General features: G+C 65.0%; 15 protein-coding genes. 7 read left to right on the top strand and 8 right to left on the bottom strand.

All coding sequences use genetic code 11. The annotated features are described in order from the left end of the window. Window positions 1-61 precede the first annotated feature (61 nt). The 8 genes from tssH to tssA form a co-directional block, all read right to left on the bottom strand. Entirely contained in the window at window positions 62-2,737 is a 2,676-nt protein-coding gene (gene tssH / locus M5C56_RS06990) for a type VI secretion system ATPase TssH (RefSeq protein ID WP_103495525.1), read from the bottom strand. Beyond that, entirely contained in the window at window positions 2,730-3,782 is a 1,053-nt protein-coding gene (gene tssG, locus M5C56_RS06985) for a type VI secretion system baseplate subunit TssG (protein WP_103495524.1), read from the bottom strand. Before tssG ends, tssH begins: the two co-directional genes overlap by 8 nt. Further along, entirely contained in the window at window positions 3,746-5,605 is a 1,860-nt protein-coding gene (gene tssF / locus M5C56_RS06980; RefSeq protein WP_103495523.1) for a type VI secretion system baseplate subunit TssF, read from the bottom strand. The genes tssG and tssF overlap by 37 nt, the downstream gene beginning before the upstream one ends. Continuing rightward, window positions 5,602-6,117, bottom strand: coding sequence for a type VI secretion system baseplate subunit TssE (gene tssE / locus M5C56_RS06975; RefSeq protein WP_103495526.1), 516 nt, complete (start codon window positions 6,115-6,117; stop codon window positions 5,602-5,604). Before tssE ends, tssF begins: the two co-directional genes overlap by 4 nt. A 155-nt stretch (window positions 6,118-6,272) precedes the next feature. After that, window positions 6,273-6,761 carry a type VI secretion system tube protein Hcp gene (locus tag M5C56_RS06970; RefSeq protein ID WP_103495522.1) on the bottom strand — a complete coding sequence of 163 codons (489 nt, stop codon included), beginning with the start codon at window positions 6,759-6,761 and terminating at the stop codon, window positions 6,273-6,275. A gap of 86 nt (window positions 6,762-6,847) precedes the next feature. Then, window positions 6,848-8,341 (bottom strand): type VI secretion system contractile sheath large subunit, encoded by a 1,494-nt coding sequence (tssC, locus tag M5C56_RS06965; RefSeq protein WP_103495521.1) that lies wholly within the window; start codon window positions 8,339-8,341, stop codon window positions 6,848-6,850. Between the two features lie 15 nt (window positions 8,342-8,356). Next, entirely contained in the window at window positions 8,357-8,872 is a 516-nt protein-coding gene (tssB, locus tag M5C56_RS06960; protein ID WP_103495520.1) for a type VI secretion system contractile sheath small subunit, read from the bottom strand. Between the two features lie 81 nt (window positions 8,873-8,953). Further along, window positions 8,954-9,982: a type VI secretion system protein TssA gene (gene tssA / locus M5C56_RS06955; RefSeq protein WP_247263076.1), complete on the bottom strand. Its 1,029-nt coding sequence runs from the start codon at window positions 9,980-9,982 to the stop codon at window positions 8,954-8,956. A gap of 392 nt (window positions 9,983-10,374) precedes the next feature. Here tssA and tagH point away from each other — a divergent pair, with 392 nt between their 5' ends. From tagH to M5C56_RS06920, 7 genes are all read left to right on the top strand, one after another. Beyond that, window positions 10,375-11,772 carry a type VI secretion system-associated FHA domain protein TagH gene (gene tagH / locus M5C56_RS06950; RefSeq protein WP_103495518.1) on the top strand — a complete coding sequence of 466 codons (1,398 nt, stop codon included), beginning with the start codon at window positions 10,375-10,377 and terminating at the stop codon, window positions 11,770-11,772. A 218-nt stretch (window positions 11,773-11,990) separates the two neighbouring features. Continuing rightward, window positions 11,991-12,500 carry a type VI secretion system lipoprotein TssJ gene (tssJ, locus tag M5C56_RS06945; RefSeq protein ID WP_103495517.1) on the top strand — a complete coding sequence of 170 codons (510 nt, stop codon included), beginning with the start codon at window positions 11,991-11,993 and terminating at the stop codon, window positions 12,498-12,500. A gap of 15 nt (window positions 12,501-12,515) precedes the next feature. Next, a complete protein-coding gene (gene tssK / locus M5C56_RS06940; RefSeq protein ID WP_103495516.1) occupies window positions 12,516-13,850 on the top strand; it encodes a type VI secretion system baseplate subunit TssK in 1,335 nt (444 codons plus the stop codon). A 6-nt stretch (window positions 13,851-13,856) separates the two neighbouring features. Then, window positions 13,857-15,176: a DotU family type VI secretion system protein gene (locus M5C56_RS06935; protein ID WP_103495515.1), complete on the top strand. Its 1,320-nt coding sequence runs from the start codon at window positions 13,857-13,859 to the stop codon at window positions 15,174-15,176. Next, window positions 15,173-18,676 (top strand): type VI secretion system membrane subunit TssM, encoded by a 3,504-nt coding sequence (gene tssM, locus M5C56_RS06930; protein ID WP_103495514.1) that lies wholly within the window; start codon window positions 15,173-15,175, stop codon window positions 18,674-18,676. The genes M5C56_RS06935 and tssM overlap by 4 nt, the downstream gene beginning before the upstream one ends. Further along, complete coding sequence (gene tagF / locus M5C56_RS06925; protein WP_103495513.1) at window positions 18,673-19,326, top strand: type VI secretion system-associated protein TagF; 654 nt, start codon at window positions 18,673-18,675, stop codon at window positions 19,324-19,326. Before tssM ends, tagF begins: the two co-directional genes overlap by 4 nt. Further along, window positions 19,327-20,055, top strand: coding sequence for a protein phosphatase 2C domain-containing protein (locus M5C56_RS06920; protein ID WP_103495512.1), 729 nt, complete (start codon window positions 19,327-19,329; stop codon window positions 20,053-20,055). It abuts the gene before it with no gap. The last annotated feature ends 12 nt before the right edge of the window (window positions 20,056-20,067 follow it).

Genomic DNA, 20,067 nt, shown 5'->3' with positions numbered 1-20,067 from the left:
ACACAAAATCCGTGTACGACACAACACTGTAGGAGCAGGGCTTGCCCGCGAAAGCGTCAGTTCAGGCGCTAGTATCGCTGAACTGGTAATGCAGCTCGTTATCCCGCTCGCTGATCCGCACCCCCGCCAGCGCCTTGCCTTCGAGCATGCGCGTGAGGAATTCGCGGCTCATGTCCGGCAGCAAACTGTTGGTCAGGATGGTGTCGATCATCCGGCCGCCGCTCTCCGTCTCGGTGCAGCGCGAAACGATCAGGTCGACCACCCCGTCGTCGAAATCGAAGGCCACCTTGTGGGTGCTTTCCACGCGTTTCTTGATCCGTCCCAACTGCAAGCGGGTGATCGCCTTGAGCATGGTGTCGCTCAGCGGATAGTACGGAATGGTCACCAAGCGCCCCAGCAACGCCGGCGGGAAAATCTCCAGCAGCGGCTGGCGCAGCGCCTTGGCGATCTCCTCCGGGTCCGGCACGTTGTCGGCGTCCTTGCACAGATGCGAGATCAGTTCGGTACCGGCGTTGGTGGTGAGCAGGATCAGGGTGTTCTTGAAGTCGATCACCCGGCCTTCGCCGTCCTCCATCACGCCCTTGTCGAAAACCTGGAAAAAGATCTCGTGCACGTCCGGGTGGGCCTTTTCCACCTCGTCCAGCAACACCACGCTGTAAGGCTTGCGCCGCACGGCTTCGGTCAGCACGCCACCTTCGCCGTAACCGACATAGCCGGGCGGGGCGCCCTTGAGCGTCGAGACGGTATGGGCTTCCTGGAACTCGCTCATATTGATGGTGATGACGTTCTGCTCGCCGCCGTACATGGCTTCGGCCAGGGCCAGGGCGGTTTCGGTCTTGCCGACGCCCGAGGTGCCGGCGAGCATGAACACGCCGATCGGCTTGCTCGGGTTGTCGAGGCCGGCGCGGGAGGTCTGGATGCGCTTGGCGATCATCCGCAGGGCATGGTCCTGGCCGATGATGCGCTTCTGCAGATGCTGGTCGAGGTTGAGCACGGTTTCCAGTTCGTTGCGGGCCATGCGGCCCACCGGAATGCCGGTCCAGTCGGCGACCACCGAGGCCACCGCCTGGTAGTCCACGGTCGGCAGGATCAGCGGGGTTTCGCCTTGCAGGGCGCTGAGGCGCTGTTGCAGGTCGACCAGTTTTTCCCGCAGCGCGTGGCCCAGCTCGATATCGCTGTCCACCACGCCGGCGCTTGCGCGCAGCTCGGCGCGGGTGGCGAGCAGTTCGTCCACCAGGGCTTTCTCATCGGCCCAGCGCACTTCCAGCTCGGCCAGGCGCTCGCGTTCGGCGTTCAACAGGTTCTCGCTGTTGCTGCGGCGGGCGGCGGTATCGACGCCGATGGCATGTTCGCGGGCAATGATCTGCAACTCGATTTCCAGCGCTTCGATACGTCGACGGCTGTCATCCACTTCAGCGGGCACCGCATGCAGGCTGATGGCAACCCGGGCACAGGCGGTGTCCAGCAGGCTGACGGATTTGTCCGGCAACTGGCGCGCCGGGATATAGCGGTGCGACAGCTTCACCGAAGCTTCCAGCGCTTCGTCGAGGATCTGCACCTGATGGTGTTTTTCCATGGTCGAGGCAACGCCGCGCATCATCAGCAGGGCCTTGTCTTCCGACGGCTCGGCGACCTGCACCACCTGGAAACGGCGGGTCAGGGCCGGGTCTTTCTCGATGTGTTTCTTGTACTCGGCCCAGGTGGTCGCGGCCACGGTGCGCAAGGTGCCACGGGCCAGTGCCGGTTTCAGCAGGTTGGCCGCGTCGCCGGTGCCGGCGGCGCCACCGGCACCCACCAGGGTGTGGGCTTCGTCGATAAACAGGATGATCGGCTTGGGCGAGGCCTGGACGTCTTCGATGACCTGGCGCAGGCGCTGTTCGAACTCGCCTTTCATGCTTGCGCCGGCCTGCAGCAGGCCGACATCGAGGCTGCGCAGCTCCACATCTTTCAAGGCCGGCGGCACGTCACCGGCGACGATGCGCAGGGCGAAGCCTTCGACCACGGCGGTCTTGCCGACGCCGGCTTCGCCCGTGAGGATCGGGTTGTTCTGGCGGCGGCGCATGAGGATATCCACCAGTTGGCGGATCTCTTCATCGCGACCGACGATGGGGTCGAGCTTGCCGCTGCGGGCCTGTTCGGTCAGGTCCACGGTGAAACGCTTGAGGGCTTCCTGCTTGCCCATGGCGCTGGGGGCCATGGCGCCGCTGGCTTCGCCCGGCACCGCCCCGGCGGTGAAGCCGTCGCTGGCACCCAGGTGATTTTCCGGCGAGTCGCCGACGTACTCGTCAAAGCGTTCGCTCAGGGCTTCGACCTTGATCTTGTCGAACTCCGACGACAGCGCCAGCAAGGCATGGCGCAGGCTCGGGGTCTTGAGGATGCCGAGTATCAGGTAGCCGGTGCGTACCTGGCTTTCGCCGAACATCAGGCTGCCATAGACCCAGCCGCGCTCCACCGCTTCTTCGACGTGGGACGAGAGGTCGGTGATCGAGGTCGAGCCGCGCGGCAGGCGGTCCAGGGCGTCGGTCAGGTCGCGGGCCAGGCGCGCCGGTTCGATGTTGAACTGGCGGATCAGGCGGTGCAGGTCCGAGTCCTGCAATTGCAGCAACTGGTGCAGCCAGTGGCTCAGCTCCACATACGGATTGCCCCGCAGTTTGCAGAACACCGTGGCGGCTTCGATGGCCTTGTAGGCGACGCTGTTGAGTTTGCCGAATAACGCGGCGCGGCTGATTTCACCCATGGTCCGGGCTCCTTGAATGGTGGGCCGAGGTGGCCTGATCGGCGTAGTGCCGGGCCAGGATCAGGTCCTTGGCGTCTTCTTGGGGTTGGCCGAGCCAGGTGTTGAAACCCAGGCGGAATTGGCCGTTGAGTTGCAGCGTGGGCACTTGCGGCTGTTCCAGGACCAGGTTCAGGTCCCAGTCCAGCTCGTGCCCCAGGTATTCGGCGACCCAGGCCACCAGGTGGCGGAAGGGTTCACCGTCGGGCAGCAGGCCCATGTAGTCGGCCAGCTTGAGCGGGCCGACGCGGATGCGGAATTTGTGCTGGCGATCCCAGACATGCTGGCCCAGGCAGAAGTCGACGCCCAGCTGGTGCGCGCTGACGCCGACACGGCTGCGCTCCGGCAGGTGCAGCCATTGGCCGACGTACTCCTCGATCTGCACCGGCAGCCCGAAATACTCCTGGAGGATGGCGCGCAGGCCGTCGGGGTAGCGGGTCTGGGCGGCGAGGTGGCCGCTGAAGTGCAGCTTGGCGGTGTCCGGGATCAGTCCCTGTTTCAGCAGGCTGGGCATGCCCCGGCCACTGAGGGCGGCCAGGCGCGCGGACCAGTAGTCGTCGTCCGGACGGTCATGGCTGACGGTCGGCCGCGCTTCGGCCCAGGCCCGGTAGAACAGGCTCAGCAGGCGATGGTGGAACACATCGAGGAAGCGCTTGCTGGTGCTGTCGGCATTGTTGCGCTGGCGCTCGCGCATGTACTCGGTCAGGTGCAGCGGCAACGGGCCGTTGGGGCCGCCGAGGCCGAAGAAGAACTGCTCCAACCGCGCCGGCGTCGTTTCACTGGCCGGGGTCATGGACGCCAGGGTCGCCGGGGCGAAGGCGCAGTCGAGCTGCTGGCCGAGGCGCAGCGGGTCGTCGGACAGGCGCTGGGAATGGCCGAAGCGCGGCAGGTGCGGCGATTCGCACTCGATACGCCGCAATGCCTGGAAGAAGTCGTATTCCCAGGGTTCGGCCTGCATCGCCGTGAGCGTGCTCACAGGGTCGGACGGCGTCCGGGCTTGGCTTTCCATCGCATGATCTCGCCGCGTTCGGTGGTACGGATCACCGTCTCGGTAAAACTGTTGATCGACACGTAGCGTGCCAGGAAGCGTTCGAACACCGCGCCGAGGAGGAACACCCCGGTGCCGCGAAACGCGTTTTCATCGAATTCCAGGGTGATCTCCAGGCCACGGCCGAAGACGATCGGCCCGGGCATCGGCAGGCGCCGGGTACAGGGTTTGCTGCTGACCTCGCGCAGGCCCTCGATCTGCAATTGCAGGGCGGCGTCGTTGCTTTCGCCATACAGGCGCAGCAATTCGCGCAGGGCGGCGGCACCCTGGCCGGCTTCGCTCAGCGACAGGTAGTTCAGCGACAGCTGGCTGATCAGGCGCCAGGCCTGGTTGTCGTGGGCATGGCTGGCCCGTGGCCGACTCGGCCCGGCCAGGCAGCGGATCGCCGAGACCGGGGCGCTGTCGGCCAGGGTGAAGTCGCTCTTGCCGCTGCCGACGTTCATGAACAGCGGCAGGTCGCGGTTGGTGCACAGGGCGCTGACGCCCAGCTGGCGCAGGTCGTGACCGTAAGGTGCCTGGCGGTTGTCCACCAGGCTGATGAAGGTTTCACTGCCGACGTAGGTCGAGCGGGTGCCTTTGCGCCGTTGTTCGCTGGACAGCACCCGGGGTTCGCGACGCAGGGTGTAGTAGGCCTGGTCGCGGCCATAGCGGGATGGATCACGCACGGCATAGAACGGCAGGAACGGCTGGTCGGGCCCGGTGCCGTGGCCGGTGACGCCGGTCAGCGAGTGGATCTCGAAGTCCATGGGCCGGGTGCGGTCGGCGATCACATGGTGTTCGTTGACCCGCTCGGACAGGTGGATACGGTCCACCCGACGTGGGAACAGGTTGATCGCCGGGGTGCAGAAGGGCACGAACTGCGCGGCGCCGACGCTGCTTTCCAGGCTCGGGTCAAAGCGCTCGAAGAGCACGATCAGTTCCAGTTCCTGGCCGGCGCAACGCTTGACCGCGCGGCCCAGTTCGGCGAATTCGACGAACAGGTAGCGCTGGGGCAGGGCGAAGTATTCCTGCAGCAGCCGATAGCCCTGGAAGGCTTGGGCCACCACCGGCATCGCCGCTTCGCGGTCGTCGAAGCCGCAGGCGCGCAGGGCATCGGCGGGCAGGCGTTCGACCCAGTCGCCACCGGGGGCACGGGCGAACACCGCGCAGGCATTGCCCAGCAGTTGTTCGTAGAGGCGAAACGGTTGCTCGTCGGCACCGTTGAGGTAGAGCGGCAGGCTGTCCAGGTCGAGCTGGTTGAACGGCAGTTCGGCGCCGCTGCGCAGGGTCAGGCGCAGGCCGGCCTTGGCCTTCGGCTCGCTGGCGGCCAGGCGCCCGAGCACCGCCGACGGGTTGCCGAAGTACTCGGCGTGGCTGACCTGCAACGGCCACAGCGTCACCGCGTGGGCGCTGCGGTACTCGCAGGAGGTCTGGGTGTCCTTGCCCAAGGTGGCGCGCAACACGCTGTCCCGGGGCAGGGTGAAACCGCCGGCCAGGGAGCCTTCGTCCGGATCGGTCTGCAACTGCACCACGGTCATCGACGGTGTCGGCGCCAGGTAGTGCGGGTAGGCGATTTCCAGCAGGTTGTGGGTGAAGGTCGGGTATTCGGCATTGAGCTTGAGCTGCACCCGCGCGGTGAGGTAGGCGAAACCTTCCAGCAGGCGCTCGACGTAGGGGTCGGCGCAATCGAGCCCGGACAGCGTCAGGCGTCCGGCGATCTTCGGGTATTCCTTGGCGAACTCGGCGGCGCTTTCGCGCACGTGTTGCAGCTCCTGGTTGTACAGGTCGAGCAGGCGCGGGTTCATGAGCGTCTCCGTTGCTCGGCGGGGACCACGCGGACATGGCCGGATTCCAGGTCGAGGTCGGTGCGCAGCAGCAGCGGCAATGAGGCCGGCAATGCCCAGAGATCGCCTTCGATCTCGAAGCTCAGGGCGTTGTGGTTCATCTCGCCGTGGGCGACCTGGGCCCGGACCCGCAGCGTATGGCTGAGGATGCGCGGTTCGAAGGTGGTGATGGCGGTGTGGATCAGGCCCTCGAGGGCGGCCACATCGATGCTCGACGCGCTGTTGCCCGCCAGCGCCGGCAGGCCGTAGTTGATCACCGAAGTGCCGGCCGGGGTGTGCAGGGTGGCGTCGGCGTCGAGCAGGCTGGTGCTGTTGAGCAGCCAGGTCAGGTCACGCAGCACCGAGGCCTTGAGTTGGCTCAGGGACAGCACGCGTTTGTCGCTGCCTTCCTGGAGAGTGCCCGGTTCGTCGTCGGTCAGGCGGTCGAGCAGCGACGGTTGCAGGCGTTCGCGCAGGGTGAGGTCGCTCGGCACGTTGCTCATCGCGCGACGTCACAGGGGCTGGACACTGCGCGGCGGCAGCGCCACTGAACGGGAAACGAAGGCTTGGCCATGCTCGGACACCGGGAATGAATCGAATTCGGGGTAACACCGCACGCCCCCGACGCTGAGCGCCAGGGGCGCAGGGTTCAGAGCTTGATGTTCGAGCGGATGTTCCAGCCGAACTTGACCGGGCCGCCTTGCTTGGAGCCGTCGGCTTTCTGCTCCTGGTACTCGACCTTGACCTGGGCGAAGTTCAGGGTGACGTTTTCGGTCAGGCGATCATCGCTGCCCGAACCGCCGGTGCTCAGGGACGTGACCAGCACTTCTTCCAGGTCGATCTTCATGTACTCGACCTGGCTTTCGCCGCCGGCCTTGCGCACCACCAGGGTGACCTTGTCGATGTGCTTGCCGCTGGCGCAATGCATCATCAGGTTCGGCGAAGCCTTGTCGACGTACTTGGTCAACGACAGGTCCTGGATATTGACCTTGCCGGCACCGCCGCCACCGCCCATGTGCATGTTGCCGGACTGGGACATGCCCCAGCTCCAGTTGAGGACGTCGATTTCCTCTTTGTGGGCCTTGTCCTGGGACTCGCCCTTGATGTCGCCGATCTTGATGAAGATATCAACAGCCATGTTTTCTCCAGTGTGGTCTTCACCACGATGTGATTAGCCAGGACCCGCCGCGTGGGGGCGGGTGCGCTGTGGTTGCGGGTTTGGGCTTACGCCCCTTTTGCCGACGGCAGTTTCGAGACCAGGCGCAACGAAACGGTCAGGCCTTCGAGCTGGTAGTGCGGGCGCAGGAAGAACTTGGAGGTGTAGTAACCCGGGTTGCCCTCGACGTCCTCGACCACCACTTCCGCCGCCGCCAGTGGGTGCTGGGCCTTGGTGGTTTCGGTGGAGTGGGCCGGATCGCCGTCCACGTAGTTGAGGATCCAGTCCTGCAACCAGCGCTGCATCTCGTCCTTCTCTTTGAACGAGCCGATCTTGTCGCGCACGATGCACTTGAGGTAATGGGCGAAGCGGCAGGTGGCGAACAGGTACGGCAGGCGCGCGGCCAGGTTGGCGTTGGCGGTGGCGTCCGGGTCGTCGTATTCGGCCGGTTTCTGCAGCGACTGGGCGCCGATGAACGCGGCGAAGTCGGTGTTCTTCTTGTGCAGCAGCGGCATGAAGCCGTTTTTCGCCAACTCGGCTTCGCGACGGTCGGAAATCGCGATTTCGGTCGGGCACTTCATGTCCACGCCACCGTCATCGGTGGGGAAGGTGTGGGCCGGCAGGTTCTGCACTTCGCCGCCGGATTCGACGCCGCGAATCCGCGAGCACCAGCCGTAGTGCTTGAACGAACGGTTGATGTTCGCCGCCATGGCGTAGGCCGCGTTGGCCCAGGTGTACTTGGCGCTGTCGGCGCCGTCGGTGTCTTCTTCGAAGGCGAAGGCTTCCACCGGGTCGGTCTTGGCACCATAGGGCAGGCGTGCCAGGAAGCGCGGCATGGTCAGGCCGATGTAGCGCGAGTCTTCCGATTCACGCAGCGAACGCCAGCCGGCATATTCCGGGGTGGTGAAGATCTTGGTCAGGTCGCGGGGGTTCGACAGTTCCTGCCACGAGCCCATGCCCATCACGGTCGGCGAAGCGGCGGCAATGAACGGCGCGTGCATCGCCGCGCAGACCTTGGACAGCTCGCCCAACAGCTCGACATCCGGTGGCGACTGGTCGAAGTAGTAGTCGCCCACCAGGCAGCCATAGGGCTCGCCGCCGAACTGGCCGTATTCCTCTTCGTACATCTTCTTGAAGATCGGGCTCTGGTCCCAGGCCGTGCCCTTGAATTTCTTCAGGGTCTTGTGCAGCTCCGGCTTGGCGATGTTCAGCACGCGGATCTTCAGCTGTTCGTCGCTTTCGGTGTTGTTGACCAGGTAGTGCAGGCCGCGCCAGGCGCTTTCCAGCTGCTGGAACTCAGGGTGATGGATCACCTGGTTGACCTGCGCGGTGAGCTTGGCATCGATGGCGGCGATGATCGATTCGATGGACTTGATGGCGTCGTTGGACACCAGATCGGTCTGCGCCAGGGCCTGTTCGGCCAGGGTGCGCACGGCGCCTTCGACGGCTTCGCGGGCACGTTCGGTCTTGGGTTTGAATTCCTGCATCAGCAGGTTGGCGAATTCGCTGGGCTCGGTGGTGGTGCCGGGCAACGCCTGATTGTCTTGCTGCAACTGGGTCATGATCGTTCGTCCTGATTAAGCGCTGGGCTCGGAGTCCTGGGGCTTTGGCGCACTCGCCAGGGCCTGGAGCAACGCCGGATCCTTGATGGCCTTCATGATGATTTCTTCGGCGCCGGTCTTGCCGTCCATGTAGGTCAGCAGGTTGGCCAGTTGAGTGCGGGCTTCGAGCAGCTTGTTCAGGGCATCGACCTTGCGCGCGACGTTGGCCGGGCTGAAGTCCTCCAGGCTTTCGAAGGTGATGTCCAGGCTCAGGTTGCCTTCGCCGGTCAATTCGTTCGGCACGTGGAACGCCACCCGTGGCTGCATGGCCTTGAGGCGCGAGTCGAAATTGTCGACGTCGATTTCCAGGAACTTGCGGTCGGCCACCGCAGGCAGCGGTTCGGCGGGCTTGCCGGCGAGGTCGGCCATCACGCCCATGACGAAGGGCAACTGGACCTTTTTCTCGGCGCCGTAGAGTTCTACGTCGTACTCGATCTGGACCCGTGGCGCGCGGTTGCGCGCAATGAATTTCTGAGAGCTGGTGTTCGCCACGTTGTTGCTCCTGGTCGCTCAAGCGACGGTGTTGGCGTTATCGGTGGTTGCCGTTAACTAAGCGGCGTGGTCTCGGCGGGCTCAGTCGCCCTCGGGGCCCCGCAGGTTTTCAAATTGGGACAGGCCGTCGGGAATCAGGTTGCGCACGATGGTCGCGAAGTCGGCATGCACCAGGTTTTTCGCCCGGTTCAACAGCACTGGCAGCGGGCTGGAGGGCTCGTGGCGGGCGTAGTAGTTCAGCAGACGCTCGAGGCTGCGCAGGACATCGTCGCGGTTGCCGATCTCGCCCGGCGGCGCGGCGCGCGAGGCGATCGGGGCGGCGCTGTCTTCGCCATGCACGGCGGGGGCCGGCTCGGATGCGTTCGCGGTCGACTCGCCGGTGTCAGTGCCGGGCGCGTATTCGGCGAGGATCTGCAAGGCCAGCTTGAGCGGCTGGCGCAGGGCGCTGAGATCCACGCCTTCGGCCGAACCGACCTGGTCGCTGACGAAACGCTCGATGGCGTCGACGGCGCCGCGGGCTTCGTTGAGCGCGGTGCGTACGGCGGCAAGCTGCTCGGGGTCGCTGTCGCGCAGGGCGCCGGACAGTTCGTCGGCGTTCAGGCTTTCGTCGGAGAAGCCTTGCAGGCCGCTGGCGTTCAGCGCGGCGCGCAGGGTCACGGTGCCGAAGGCCCGGGAGCGGGTCAGCACGCTTTCGCGCAACAGGCGGATATTGGTTTCGCAGGCCAGCCCCGAGAGCGCGTTGATCCGCACCGTGGGGTCGTTGTCGTCATCGGCATCGAGCAGCGGATAGAGTTCGGCCCAGTACTGCTGGAGCATCTGGCTGACCAGGGCCAGGGCATTGGCGAGTCCCGGAAAACCGTCGAGGGCCAGGGCGCTTTGCACGAGAAAATGGCTGATGCGCAGGTCTTTGCTGCGTTGCAGGAGCGCCGTGCTCGACTGCTCGATGGCGCGCCACGCCGGCGGTTCGGCCGCTTGCACCGAGTCGCCCATGATGCGCTCGGGTTTACCTTGGGCATCACGCTCCAACTGCAAGAATTGCGCGTCATATTCCAGGTCCTCGCCACAAGGCGAGTTCGCTGAAACAGCGGCGAGCAACAACGGCACATCCACCAAATTCGATCTCCTTATCGGCCTGCTGGATAGTCAGGCATTTGTTCCGAAAGTTCCTTCGGAAAACTCTCATATTTCTTGCTGGAATATACGCAGTGATATCATTGAGCTATCACTCGTAAACAAGAAGTTGTGCATTTTTGGTGTAGTAGTTATAGCTTGTCAAGGTAAGCTATCGGCCCTTTGTTACCGTTGTGACACACTCGTCAAGGCTGCCGACTGCTGGGTCAGAGTGTGTGCGTTTTTAATAATTTTGTAGGTAGAATTCGCTAGAATCGGCGAACTGGCTGAAAACGATAGGTTTTTTAGCGGATTTTCGTGGCCGTGGCGGGGCTCGGCGCAAGGTGTTTGTGCCGGGTGGCTCGTGCGTGGATGTACTGCAAGGAGGCGCAATGTCGCTGTGTTTGACTATCACTAGTTATCACAAGATTACCCCTGGTCAATGTCCGGAGAAATCCATGGATACCGGGGTGATGGCGATTGGCCGTAGTTCCGAGAATGACTGGGTTCTTCCCGATCCGGAGCGGCTGGTGTCCTCGAAACATTGCGTTATTCAATACAAGGATGGTCGTTACTATCTGACGGACACCAGTACCAATGGCGTGGAGTTAGTTCAGGCCGGTATTCGTTTGCGTCGAGGTAACAGCGAACCGTTGCAGGACGGCGAGATCATCCGCATCGGTGAATACGAGATCCGTGCGCGTATCGATTTCAACCTGCAGCTGGCGCAGGACAGCCTGCCGGGGGGCGATTCGTCCAACAGTTTCGAAGCGTTGATGGGGCGTGCGGTCGCTGTTCCGGTCGCCTCGCCGGTGAGCACCCCGGCCGCGCATTTCCAGGGCGGTTCGGCGATGGATACGCTGCCGGACCTGTTTGATTTCCTGGCGCCGTCGAGCATTCCTCCCGCGACCCAGTCGGACCATGTGCCGGCGCAGCAGCATGACTTTCGACCGCCCACGCCGGTGATCAGCCCGGCACCCGTGGTGGTGCCGAAAGCGCCGGGCGCCGGGGTGATTCCCGAAGACTGGGACTTGTTTGGCGACACGCCCAAGGCGCCGGCCAGCGCGCCGATTGCGGCGCCTGTTCCTGTGGCGATTGCCGAGGCTGTCGTCGCGCCGACACCGATTCCCATGCCCACGCCGACAGTGGCCCCGGTCAGCCAGCCGGCACCCGTGGCGGTGTCGAGCGGTGCGCCCCAAGCCGATTTGCTGCAAGCCTTCCTGCGTGGCGCCGGCCTCGATCAGTTGCGTATCGACACCGCCCAGGTGGAGGCGCAGATGGAAGCCATCGGCCGCAGCTACCGGCTGATGGTCGAAGGCCTGATCGATGTGCTGCGGGCCCGCAGCAGTCTCAAGGGCGAGTTCCGCATGCAGCAGACGCTGATCCGCCCGGTGGAAAACAACCCGCTGAAATTCGCCCCGAATGCCGATGAAGCGCTGCTCCTGCTGCTGCGTCATGGCAACCAGGCGTTTATGGCGCCGGACCAGGCGGTCAGCGACAGTTTCGACGATCTGCGGGCGCACCAGATGGCGGTGATGGCGGGTGTCGAGGCGGCGATCAAGCATCTGCTCAAGCGTTTTGAACCGTCGGCGCTGGAGACCCGCATGGGCAAGCCCGGTGGGTTGTCGAACCTGTTCAGCGGTTCGCGCCAGGCCCAGTACTGGCAGCAGTTCACCGAGCTGTACACGAATATTTCCCGTGAGGCCGAGGAGGATTTCCAGGATTTGTTTGGGCGGGAGTTCAGTCGGGCTTACGAGGAGCACAGTGCGCGGTTGCGCAAGCGTTTGTAGTTGCGGGGTTGTCTGAGCGGTGGGTGGCGATCTTGAGGGCCTCTTCGCGGGCAAGCCCTGCTCCTACAGTGTTGTGTCGTACACAGATTTTGTGTTCGGCGGTGAGCTGTAGGAGCAGGGCTTGCCCGCGAAGAGGCCAGTACAGGCACCCCAGCTCTAGAAGGTTGTCTGCAAAACAGGATTTAACGGAAAGTTCATAACGTCATTGAGGACGCAGGATGATTCACCGAGTTTTACTGGCCGCAGCCCTCACGCTGCTGCTCGGCGCATGTGCCAAGGACGCGGCTGCCCCAGCGCCTGCTGACGCCCCCGTGGCCGACAGCGCTACCGCTTCCCTGCATTTCCACGCCATTGGCGGGCTCAACCCCGGCGCCGACGGCGTGCCCGCACCCGTGCGCGTGCGGATTTTCGAGTTGAAGAACAGTGCCAACTTCAACCGCGCCGACTACTTCGCCCTGGCCGACCGCGCCCAGGCGACCCTCGGCGCCGACCTGATCGACCAGGATGAAGTCCTGGTCCAGCCCGGCGAGCAACTGGATATCGAACGAGCCCTCAACCCCGCGACCCGCCAGGTCGGCCTGGTGGTGGGCTATCGCGAAGTCGACCAGGCGCTCTGGCGCACGCTGCTGGTCATCACGCCCAAGCAGCTCAACGACTATCAGATCAGCCTCGATGTGCGCGCCGTACGCAGCGCCATTGTCGTGACCCCAACCCGCACCGCCCCCTAGGCAAACGGAGAAGCCATGTCCTGGAACAATCGAGTGGTCTGGTCGGAAGGCATGTTCATCGGAACGCAGCACTTCCAGCAGCATGACCGCTATCTGGAGAACCTGATCGACGCGCGCAGCCGGCCCTTGGCCGTCGGCGCCTGGGGTTTTTCCGAGCTGCTGATCGACCAGGGCCTGCTGGCCCAGGGCAAGCTGGCCATCGTCTCGGCCCGGGGCCTGCTGCCGGATGGCACGCCGTTCAACATCCCTCACGATGACCTGGCACCGAGCCCGCTGACCATCGACGAAAGCCTGCGCGACGGCCTGGTCTACCTGGCCTTGCCGCTCAAGCGCGCCGGCTCGCGGGACACCGTCGACGAAGGCGAGGCGCTGGGTGGGGCGCGTTACCTGAGCCAGGTCCGCGAAGTCCGTGACGATAACGCGCCGTTCGAGAACCGCGCGCCGGTGGCCTTGGGGTCGCGGGCCTTGCGCCTGCTGACCGCCGAGGATGGCCTGGGCGACTACGCGGCCATCGGTCTGGTGCGGGTCAAGGAAAAGCGCGCCGACCGCGCCCTGGTCCTCGACGACGGTTATGTACCGCCGGTACTCGATGTGGCGGCGAGCAAACCGCTGACGGCGTTCCGCAGCGAGCTGCTGGGCCTGCTGCACCAGCGCGGCGAAGCCCTGGCCGGGCGCGTGGTGGCCTCGGGCGCCGGCGGTGCCTCGGAGATTGCCGATTTCATGCTGCTGCAACTGGTCAACCGCGCCCAGCCATTGATCAGCCATTTGAACCAGATCAGCCCCTTGCACCCGGAGCGCCTGTACAGCGAACTGGTCAGCCTGGCCGGCGAGTTTGCCACCTTCTCCAGCGGCGGTCGGCGCCCGGCGGCGTTCCCGGCGTATCAACACGACGCCCTGGCGCTGAGTTTCGCGCCGGTCATGCAGGCCCTGCGCGAAGCCCTGTCGATGCTGATCGACAGCAAGGCGACACCGATTCCGATTGTCGAGAAAGCCTACGGTATTCACGTGGCGATGCTGGCGGACCGTGGCCTGATCGACAGCGCCAGTTTCATCCTTGTGGTGCGTGCCGATATCCCCAGCGAAACCCTGCGCGGGCGCTTCGCCCAGCAGAGCAAGGTCGGTTCGGTGGAGCACATCCGCGATCTGGTCAACCTGCAACTGCCGGGCATCGGCCTGCTGCCGCTGCCGGTGGCGCCACGACAGATTCCGTTCCATGCCGGGTCGACCTACTACGAACTCGACCGCGGCAGTGAGCACTGGAAGCAACTGGTGAATTCCGGCGGCTTCGCCTTCCATGTCGCCGGTGATTTTCCCGGCTTGAACCTGGCCTTCTGGGCAATCCGAGGATAAGCCGCGATGAATGCCAATGATGATCTGTCGGGCCAGCCCTTGCCTGCCAACGACCGTACCCAGTTTATGCCGCGTCCCGGTGGCCGGGCGCCGGAGCCTGCCCGCGCCGAACCGGCGGCACCGCTGTCGGTGCCGGCCGCGCCGCTGCCGATCGGCCAGTCCCAAGGCCTGAACCCGCTGGAGAGCGCTGCCGGTCCTTTGCTGGCGCTGTTGACGCGTCTGCGCAACACCATCGCCCATCCGGCGCCGGCCAGCCTGCGGGCGCAATTGCTGGCTTATCTGCGCCAGTTCGAAGAGCGTGCCGAAGGTGCCGGTATGGCCCGCAACGAGGTGCTGCTGGCGCGTTACGCGCTGTGCACCGCCCTCGACGAAGCGGTGCTGAGCACGCCTTGGGGCAGTGCCGGCGACTGGGGCAAGCAGAGTCTGCTGATCACCGTGCACAACGAAGCCTGGGGTGGCGAGAAGGTTTTCCAGTTGCTCGACCATTGCCTGCAAAGTCCGCGCGAACGCCTGTATCTGCTGGAGCTGTTGTACCTGTGCATCTGCCTCGGATTCGAAGGCCGCTACCGGGTGATGATCGACGGTCGCAGCCAGCTCGATGCCCTGCGCGAGCGCACCAGCGCGGCGATCCGCAGTGCCCGTGGCGAATATGAGCGCGAGCTGTCGCCGCATTGGCGCGGCCTGACGGTGGTGCGGGATCGCCTGAGCCAGTTCATGCCGCCCTGGGTCGGTATCGCCGTCGGCCTGGCGCTGTTGCTGGTCCTGCTGTTCGGCCTGCGCCTGAAGCTGGCCGCCGACGCCGAGCCGGTGTTTCGCAATATCCATGCCCTGGGCGAGATCCCGGTGCAGACCATCGACCGTCCGGTGATCCAGCCCAAGGTGGTGGAACGGCCACGCCTGGCCGGTTTCCTCGCCGATGACATCAAGGCCGGCAAGGTCGCCGTGGAAGACAAGGTCGACCGCTCGGTGGTGACGATTCGCGGCGACGAACTCTTTGCTTCGGCCAGTTCCAGCATTGTCGACGACTACCAGCCGCTGATGCTGCGCATCGCCGATGCCATTCGCAACGTGAAAGGCCAGGTGCGGATCACCGGGCACAGCGACAACCGGCCCATCGCCACCCTGCGTTTCCCGTCCAACTGGGCATTGTCCCAGGCCCGGGCCGAGCAGGTGCTGCAGATCCTCGCGGCGAAAACCGGCACGCCTGCACGCTTCAGCGCCGAAGGGCGTAGCGACACCGAGCCGCTGGCTTCGAACGCCACGGCCGAGGGCCGGGCGAAGAATCGTCGGGTGGAAATCACAGTCTTGGCGGAGGGCGTCGAGTGAAGGCGTTTTTCAGTTTTGTCGTTCGCTGGGTGATTCCGCTGTTGGGGCTGATCGCCCTGAGCCTGATCATCTGGTTTGTCGGTCCGCTGCTGGAAGTGCTGGTGCCGGAAGGTCGGCGCTGGACGCTGATCATCCTGATCTTCGCGGTGTGGATCGCTTACCGCGTGTTCCGTCTGATCCAGGCCCGGCGCCAGGCCGCCAAGGTCATGCAGAGCCTGGCCGCGGAGACCCCGCCGGACCCCGCCAGTGTTGCCACCGCCGAAGAGCTGGCGACCCTGCGCCAGCGCATGGCCGAGGCCCTGGCGCTGCTCAAGAAAGCCAAGCTCGGCGGTGACGAACGTCGCAACCTCTACGAGCTGCCGTGGTACGTGATCATCGGCCCGCCGGGTTCGGGCAAGACCACCGCGCTGGTCAACTCCGGGCTGCATTTCCCCCTGGCCGCGCAGTTCGGCGCCGGGGCCATTCGCGGTGTCGGCGGTACGCGCAACTGCGACTGGTGGTTCACCGACGAAGCCGTGCTGCTGGACACCGCCGGCCGCTACACCACCCAGGATAGCCATGCCCAGGTGGACAAGGCGGCCTGGCTGGGTTTCCTCGATCTGCTGAAAACCCAGCGTCCGCGGCGGCCCATCGACGGCGCCTTTATCGCCATCAGCCTGTCGGACCTGCTGCTCAGCACCGACGCCGAGCGCGCCGCCCATGCCACGGCGATCCGCGCCCGTATCCAGGAGTTGTACACCCAGCTCGGTGTACGTTTCCCGATCTACCTGATGCTGACCAAGCTCGACCTGGTGCCAGGGTTCATGGAGTTCTTCGATGCCCTGAGCAAGGAAGAGCGGGCCCAGGTCTGGGGCATGACCTTCGACCTGGACGACGGCAAGAACGCCGCCGGTCCGCTGGCGAGTTTTCAAAAAGAGTTTGCCGGGCTCGAGCAGCGCCTCAATGCGCGGCTGGTGGAGCGTCTGCAACAGGAACGCGACCCGGCGCGGCGCGACCTGATCTACGGTTTCCCCCAGCAGTTCGGCGCGTTGAAGACCTGTCTGCAGGATTTCCTCGACGGCGTGTTCAAGCCCAATGCCTATGAAGATCGCGCCTTGCTGCGCGGCGTGTACTTCACCAGCGGCACCCAGGAAGGCAGCCCCATCGACCGCCTGATCGGCGCCATGGCCCAGAGCATGAACCTCGACCGCCAACAGCTGGCGCGCCAGAGCGGCAGCGGGCGCAGCTACTTTATCGAGAAGCTGTTCACCGCCGTGGCCTTCGCCGAGCGCGGGCTGGTGGGGGTCAACCCCAAGGTCGAACAGCGGCGCAAATGGTTGGCCCGTGGGGTGCTGGCGACCACGGTTGCGGTGGTGCTGGTGGTCGGTACGCTGTGGTGGGTGAGTTTCCGCGCCAACGAGGCCTATATCGCCCAGGTCGACCAGAAGGTCGCGCCCCTGGGCCAGAGCGTGCAGGAACTCAGCCCGGCGCAACGCGATGTGCTGGCGGTGCTGCCGTTGCTCAATGCGGTCAAGCACCTGGCCGGCGATGCGCCAAACTGGGCCGAAGGCCTGGGCCTGTACCAGGGCGACATGCTCGAAGCCGAGTCCGCCAGCGTCTATCGCAAGTTGCTGATCGCGGTGTTCGCACCGCGCCTGCTGACCCGGGTCGAAGAACAACTGCACGGCGGCGGCAATTCGGACTTCCTCTACGAAGGCCTGAAAGCCTACCTGATGCTGGCCGACAACGAGCATTACGACCCGCAGTTCATCAAGGCCTGGATCGCCCTCGACTGGGACCGCAGCCTGCCACGGGATCTGCCGCCGGAGCAGCGCGTCGCTCTCGGTGAGCATCTGCAAGCCTTGTTCGAACGCCGTCCACCGAATGCCCGGCTGGACGAACGGCTGATCGACGACCTACGCCGCCAACTGCAACAACTGCCAGTGGCGCAACGGGTCTATGACCGGGTCAAACGCCAGAAGCTGCCGGAAGGTGTGCCGGATTTCCGTCTGAACGAGGCCGCCGGGCGGGATGCGGCGCTGGTGTTCAGTCGCAAGAGCGGCAAGCCCCTGGGCGATCCCCTGAGCGGCTTCTTCACTGCCAAGGGTTATCGCCAGGCCTTTCTGCTGACCAGCCTGAACCAGGCCAATACCGTTGCCGAAGAGCAATGGGTGCTGGGCCGCGACCCGGCCGAACAGCAGAATGTCGCCAGCCTCGCGGCGGATGTGCGGCGCCTGTATTTCCAGGACTATCTGCGCCAGTGGGATGCCTTGCTCGCCGATATCGACTTCGTGCCCATCACCAGCGTGGCCCAGGCCTCGGATGTGCTGCGGGTGATTTCCGGTCCGACCTCGCCGCTGAAAAAGCTGCTGGTGGCGGTGGCCAAGGAAACGGATCTGCAACAGGACGAGCGTCTGCTGGCGGCCCAGGGCAAGCCGGTCGCGGGCAATGTCGATCAACTCAAGCAGCGCCTCGGTTCCCTGCTCGGTCAGGAACAGGCGACGGGCAATGCTGCGCCGGTGGAGACGCAAGACCCGGTGAGTGCGCACTTCGCCGAACTCAATGCCCTGGTCAACAAGGGTGAAGGCGAGCCGGCGGCCATCGATGCCTTGCTGGCGGACCTGAATGCGCTCTACGTGCAGGTCAGCGCCATGTCCGGTGCCAGTGGCGATGCCCTGCTCGGTGAGGCTAAGAACCAGGCCTCGGCTGCCGCCACGCGGGTCAGCCTGAATGCCGAACGCCAGCCACCGCTGGTGCAGGGTCTGGTCAAGTCGGTGGTTACTTCCACCACCAACAGCATGATGGGCGGGGTGCGCAATCAACTGAACGCGGCCTGGACCAGCGAAGTGGTCAACGTCTACCGACAATCCCTCAGCGGCCGTTATCCGCTGACTCCCGGCAGTGCCCGGGATGCGACGCTGGAGGACTTCGGCCTGTTCTTCGGGGTTGGCGGGGTGATGGACAATTACTTCCGCAAGTACCTGCAACCCTATGTCGACACCTCGGCGACCCCTTGGCGGTGGCAGCCGGGGGCGGCGCAGAAACTCGGGATTGCCCCTGGTGTATTGCAGACCTTTCAACGCGCGGCAGCGATTCGCGATGCGTTTTTCCGCTCGGGCGGTACCCAGCCGACCGTACGTTTCGAACTCAAGCCAGTGGCGATGGATGCGTCCATCACCCAGTTCCAGCTTGAACTCGACGGCCAGCAGGTCGGTTATGACCATGGCCCGAGCCGGCCGGTGGCGATGCAATGGCCGAACCCTGGCAGCGTCGGCGTGGTGCGCCTGTCGATCACGCCGCCGTCGGCCAGCGGGCGCTCCGGGATCACCCTCGACGGGCCCTGGGCCTGGTTCCGCCTGCTGGAGCAATCGGACCTGGTGGCCGGCAACGCGCCGGATCGTTTCAACCTGCGCTTGCGGGTGGACGGCGCCAGCATCTCCTACGAGTTGCGCGCCAGCAGTGCCTTCAATCCCTTCAAGAGTCGCGTGCTCAATGGCTTCAGCCTGCCGGAGCGGTTATGACGACGGTGGGTTTCTACGGCAAGCTGGCCAGTCGCGGCGATTTTGTCAGTCGCGGTTTGCCGCAGAGCTTTATCCAGCCCTGGGATACCTGGCTGGCTTCGGGCTTGCTCGCCAGCCAGCAGCAACTCGGTGCTGACTGGCTGGGTGTGTACCTGGTCAGCCCGCTCTGGCGTTTTGTGCTGGCGCCGGGCGTCTGCGGGCCGGACGCGGTGGCCGGGGTGTTGATGCCGAGCATCGACCGGGTCGGCCGTTATTTTCCACTGACCGTGGCCGTGGCCCTCGATTCCGAGCACGCCCTGGCGGCGGTGGTCGGCGGCGCGGATGCCTGGTTCGAACGGGCCGAAGCCCTGTTGCTGGCGACACTGGAGGAAGACGCCGGTTTCGAGGCTTTCGACCAGGGTGTCCAGGACCTGGGTGGCCTACCGTTCGCCAACAAGGCACCGAGCAGCGAGTTCGCCGGCCTGCAACGCTTTGCCGCGCTCGACGCAGCGAGCCGCGCCAGCGCCCTGGCCGAACAGGCCTGTGTCGGCAGCAGCCTCTGGTGGGGACGTGGTTCGCAGCGGATCGAGGCCGGCCTGATGCGCTGCGCGGGCCTGCCGGCGACCGCCGATTTCGGCAGTTTCCTTTTGGGCAGGGGGGCGTCGATCTAAATGGCACAGACACCTGCAATCACTTACCAGTCGGCCAGCTACAGTCATGTCGGCATGGTCCGCCAGATCAACGAAGACGCCTTCCTGGAGCTGCCCGGCGCCGGGCTCTGGGTAGTGGCCGACGGCATGGGCGGGCACGCGGCGGGGGACTACGTCAGCAGCCTGATCGTCGACACCCTGCGGCGCATCCCGCCCTCGGACGCCCTGGGGCTCTACACCTCGGCCTTGCGTTCGCGCCTGGCCGAGGTCAATGCCGCCGTGCGCGAGGAAACCGCTCACCGTGGCGTGGCGATGATGGGCAGCACCGTGGTGTTGTTGGCGGTACGTGGGGCCGAAGGCGTGTGCCTGTGGGCCGGCGACAGTCGCCTGTATCGCCTGCGTGACGGCCAGTTGGAGAGCATTTCCCGCGATCACAGCTATGTCCAGGACCTGCAGGACAGCGGCCTGCTCAGCGAGGCCGAGGCGCGGGTGCACCCACGAGCAAACATCGTCACCCGGGCGATTGGCGTGGAGGCGCAAGTGGAGTTGTCGATGGTGCCGTTCCAGGTACTGCCCGGCGACACCTACCTGCTGTGCAGCGACGGCTTGAACAAGACCGCCGAAGACGCCGAGATCCGCGACGTGCTGGCCCATGCCGACCCCTATGACGTGGTCCGCAGCCTGGTGCACCTGGGCCTGACCCGGGGCGCCCCCGACAACATCACGGCGATTGTCGTCAAAGCCACCTGAAGACCCCCGACA

Source organism: Pseudomonas sp. MWU13-2862 (assembly GCF_023242495.1).
Classification (GTDB): Bacteria; Pseudomonadota; Gammaproteobacteria; order Pseudomonadales; family Pseudomonadaceae; genus Aquipseudomonas; species Aquipseudomonas gingeri_D.
Note: the sequence above shows the minus strand (reverse complement) of the source record. Positions and strands in the feature narration are given on the sequence as shown.

Excerpts from the sequence above, each read along its gene's own strand:
- tssF (WP_103495523.1), bottom strand. The coding sequence starts at position 5,605 with ATGAACCCGCGCCTGCTCGACCTGTACAACCAGGAGCTGCAACACGTG.
- tssH (WP_103495525.1), bottom strand. The coding sequence starts at position 2,737 with ATGGGTGAAATCAGCCGCGCCGCGTTATTCGGCAAACTCAACAGCGTC.
- tagH (WP_103495518.1), top strand. The coding sequence starts at position 10,375 with ATGTCGCTGTGTTTGACTATCACTAGTTATCACAAGATTACCCCTGGT.
- M5C56_RS06970 (WP_103495522.1), bottom strand. The coding sequence starts at position 6,761 with ATGGCTGTTGATATCTTCATCAAGATCGGCGACATCAAGGGCGAGTCC.
- tssK (WP_103495516.1), top strand. The coding sequence starts at position 12,516 with ATGTCCTGGAACAATCGAGTGGTCTGGTCGGAAGGCATGTTCATCGGA.
- tssJ (WP_103495517.1), top strand. The coding sequence starts at position 11,991 with ATGATTCACCGAGTTTTACTGGCCGCAGCCCTCACGCTGCTGCTCGGC.
- M5C56_RS06935 (WP_103495515.1), top strand. The coding sequence starts at position 13,857 with ATGAATGCCAATGATGATCTGTCGGGCCAGCCCTTGCCTGCCAACGAC.
- tagF (WP_103495513.1), top strand. The coding sequence starts at position 18,673 with ATGACGACGGTGGGTTTCTACGGCAAGCTGGCCAGTCGCGGCGATTTT.
- tssC (WP_103495521.1), bottom strand. The coding sequence starts at position 8,341 with ATGACCCAGTTGCAGCAAGACAATCAGGCGTTGCCCGGCACCACCACC.
- tssG (WP_103495524.1), bottom strand. The coding sequence starts at position 3,782 with ATGGAAAGCCAAGCCCGGACGCCGTCCGACCCTGTGAGCACGCTCACG.
- M5C56_RS06920 (WP_103495512.1), top strand. The coding sequence starts at position 19,327 with ATGGCACAGACACCTGCAATCACTTACCAGTCGGCCAGCTACAGTCAT.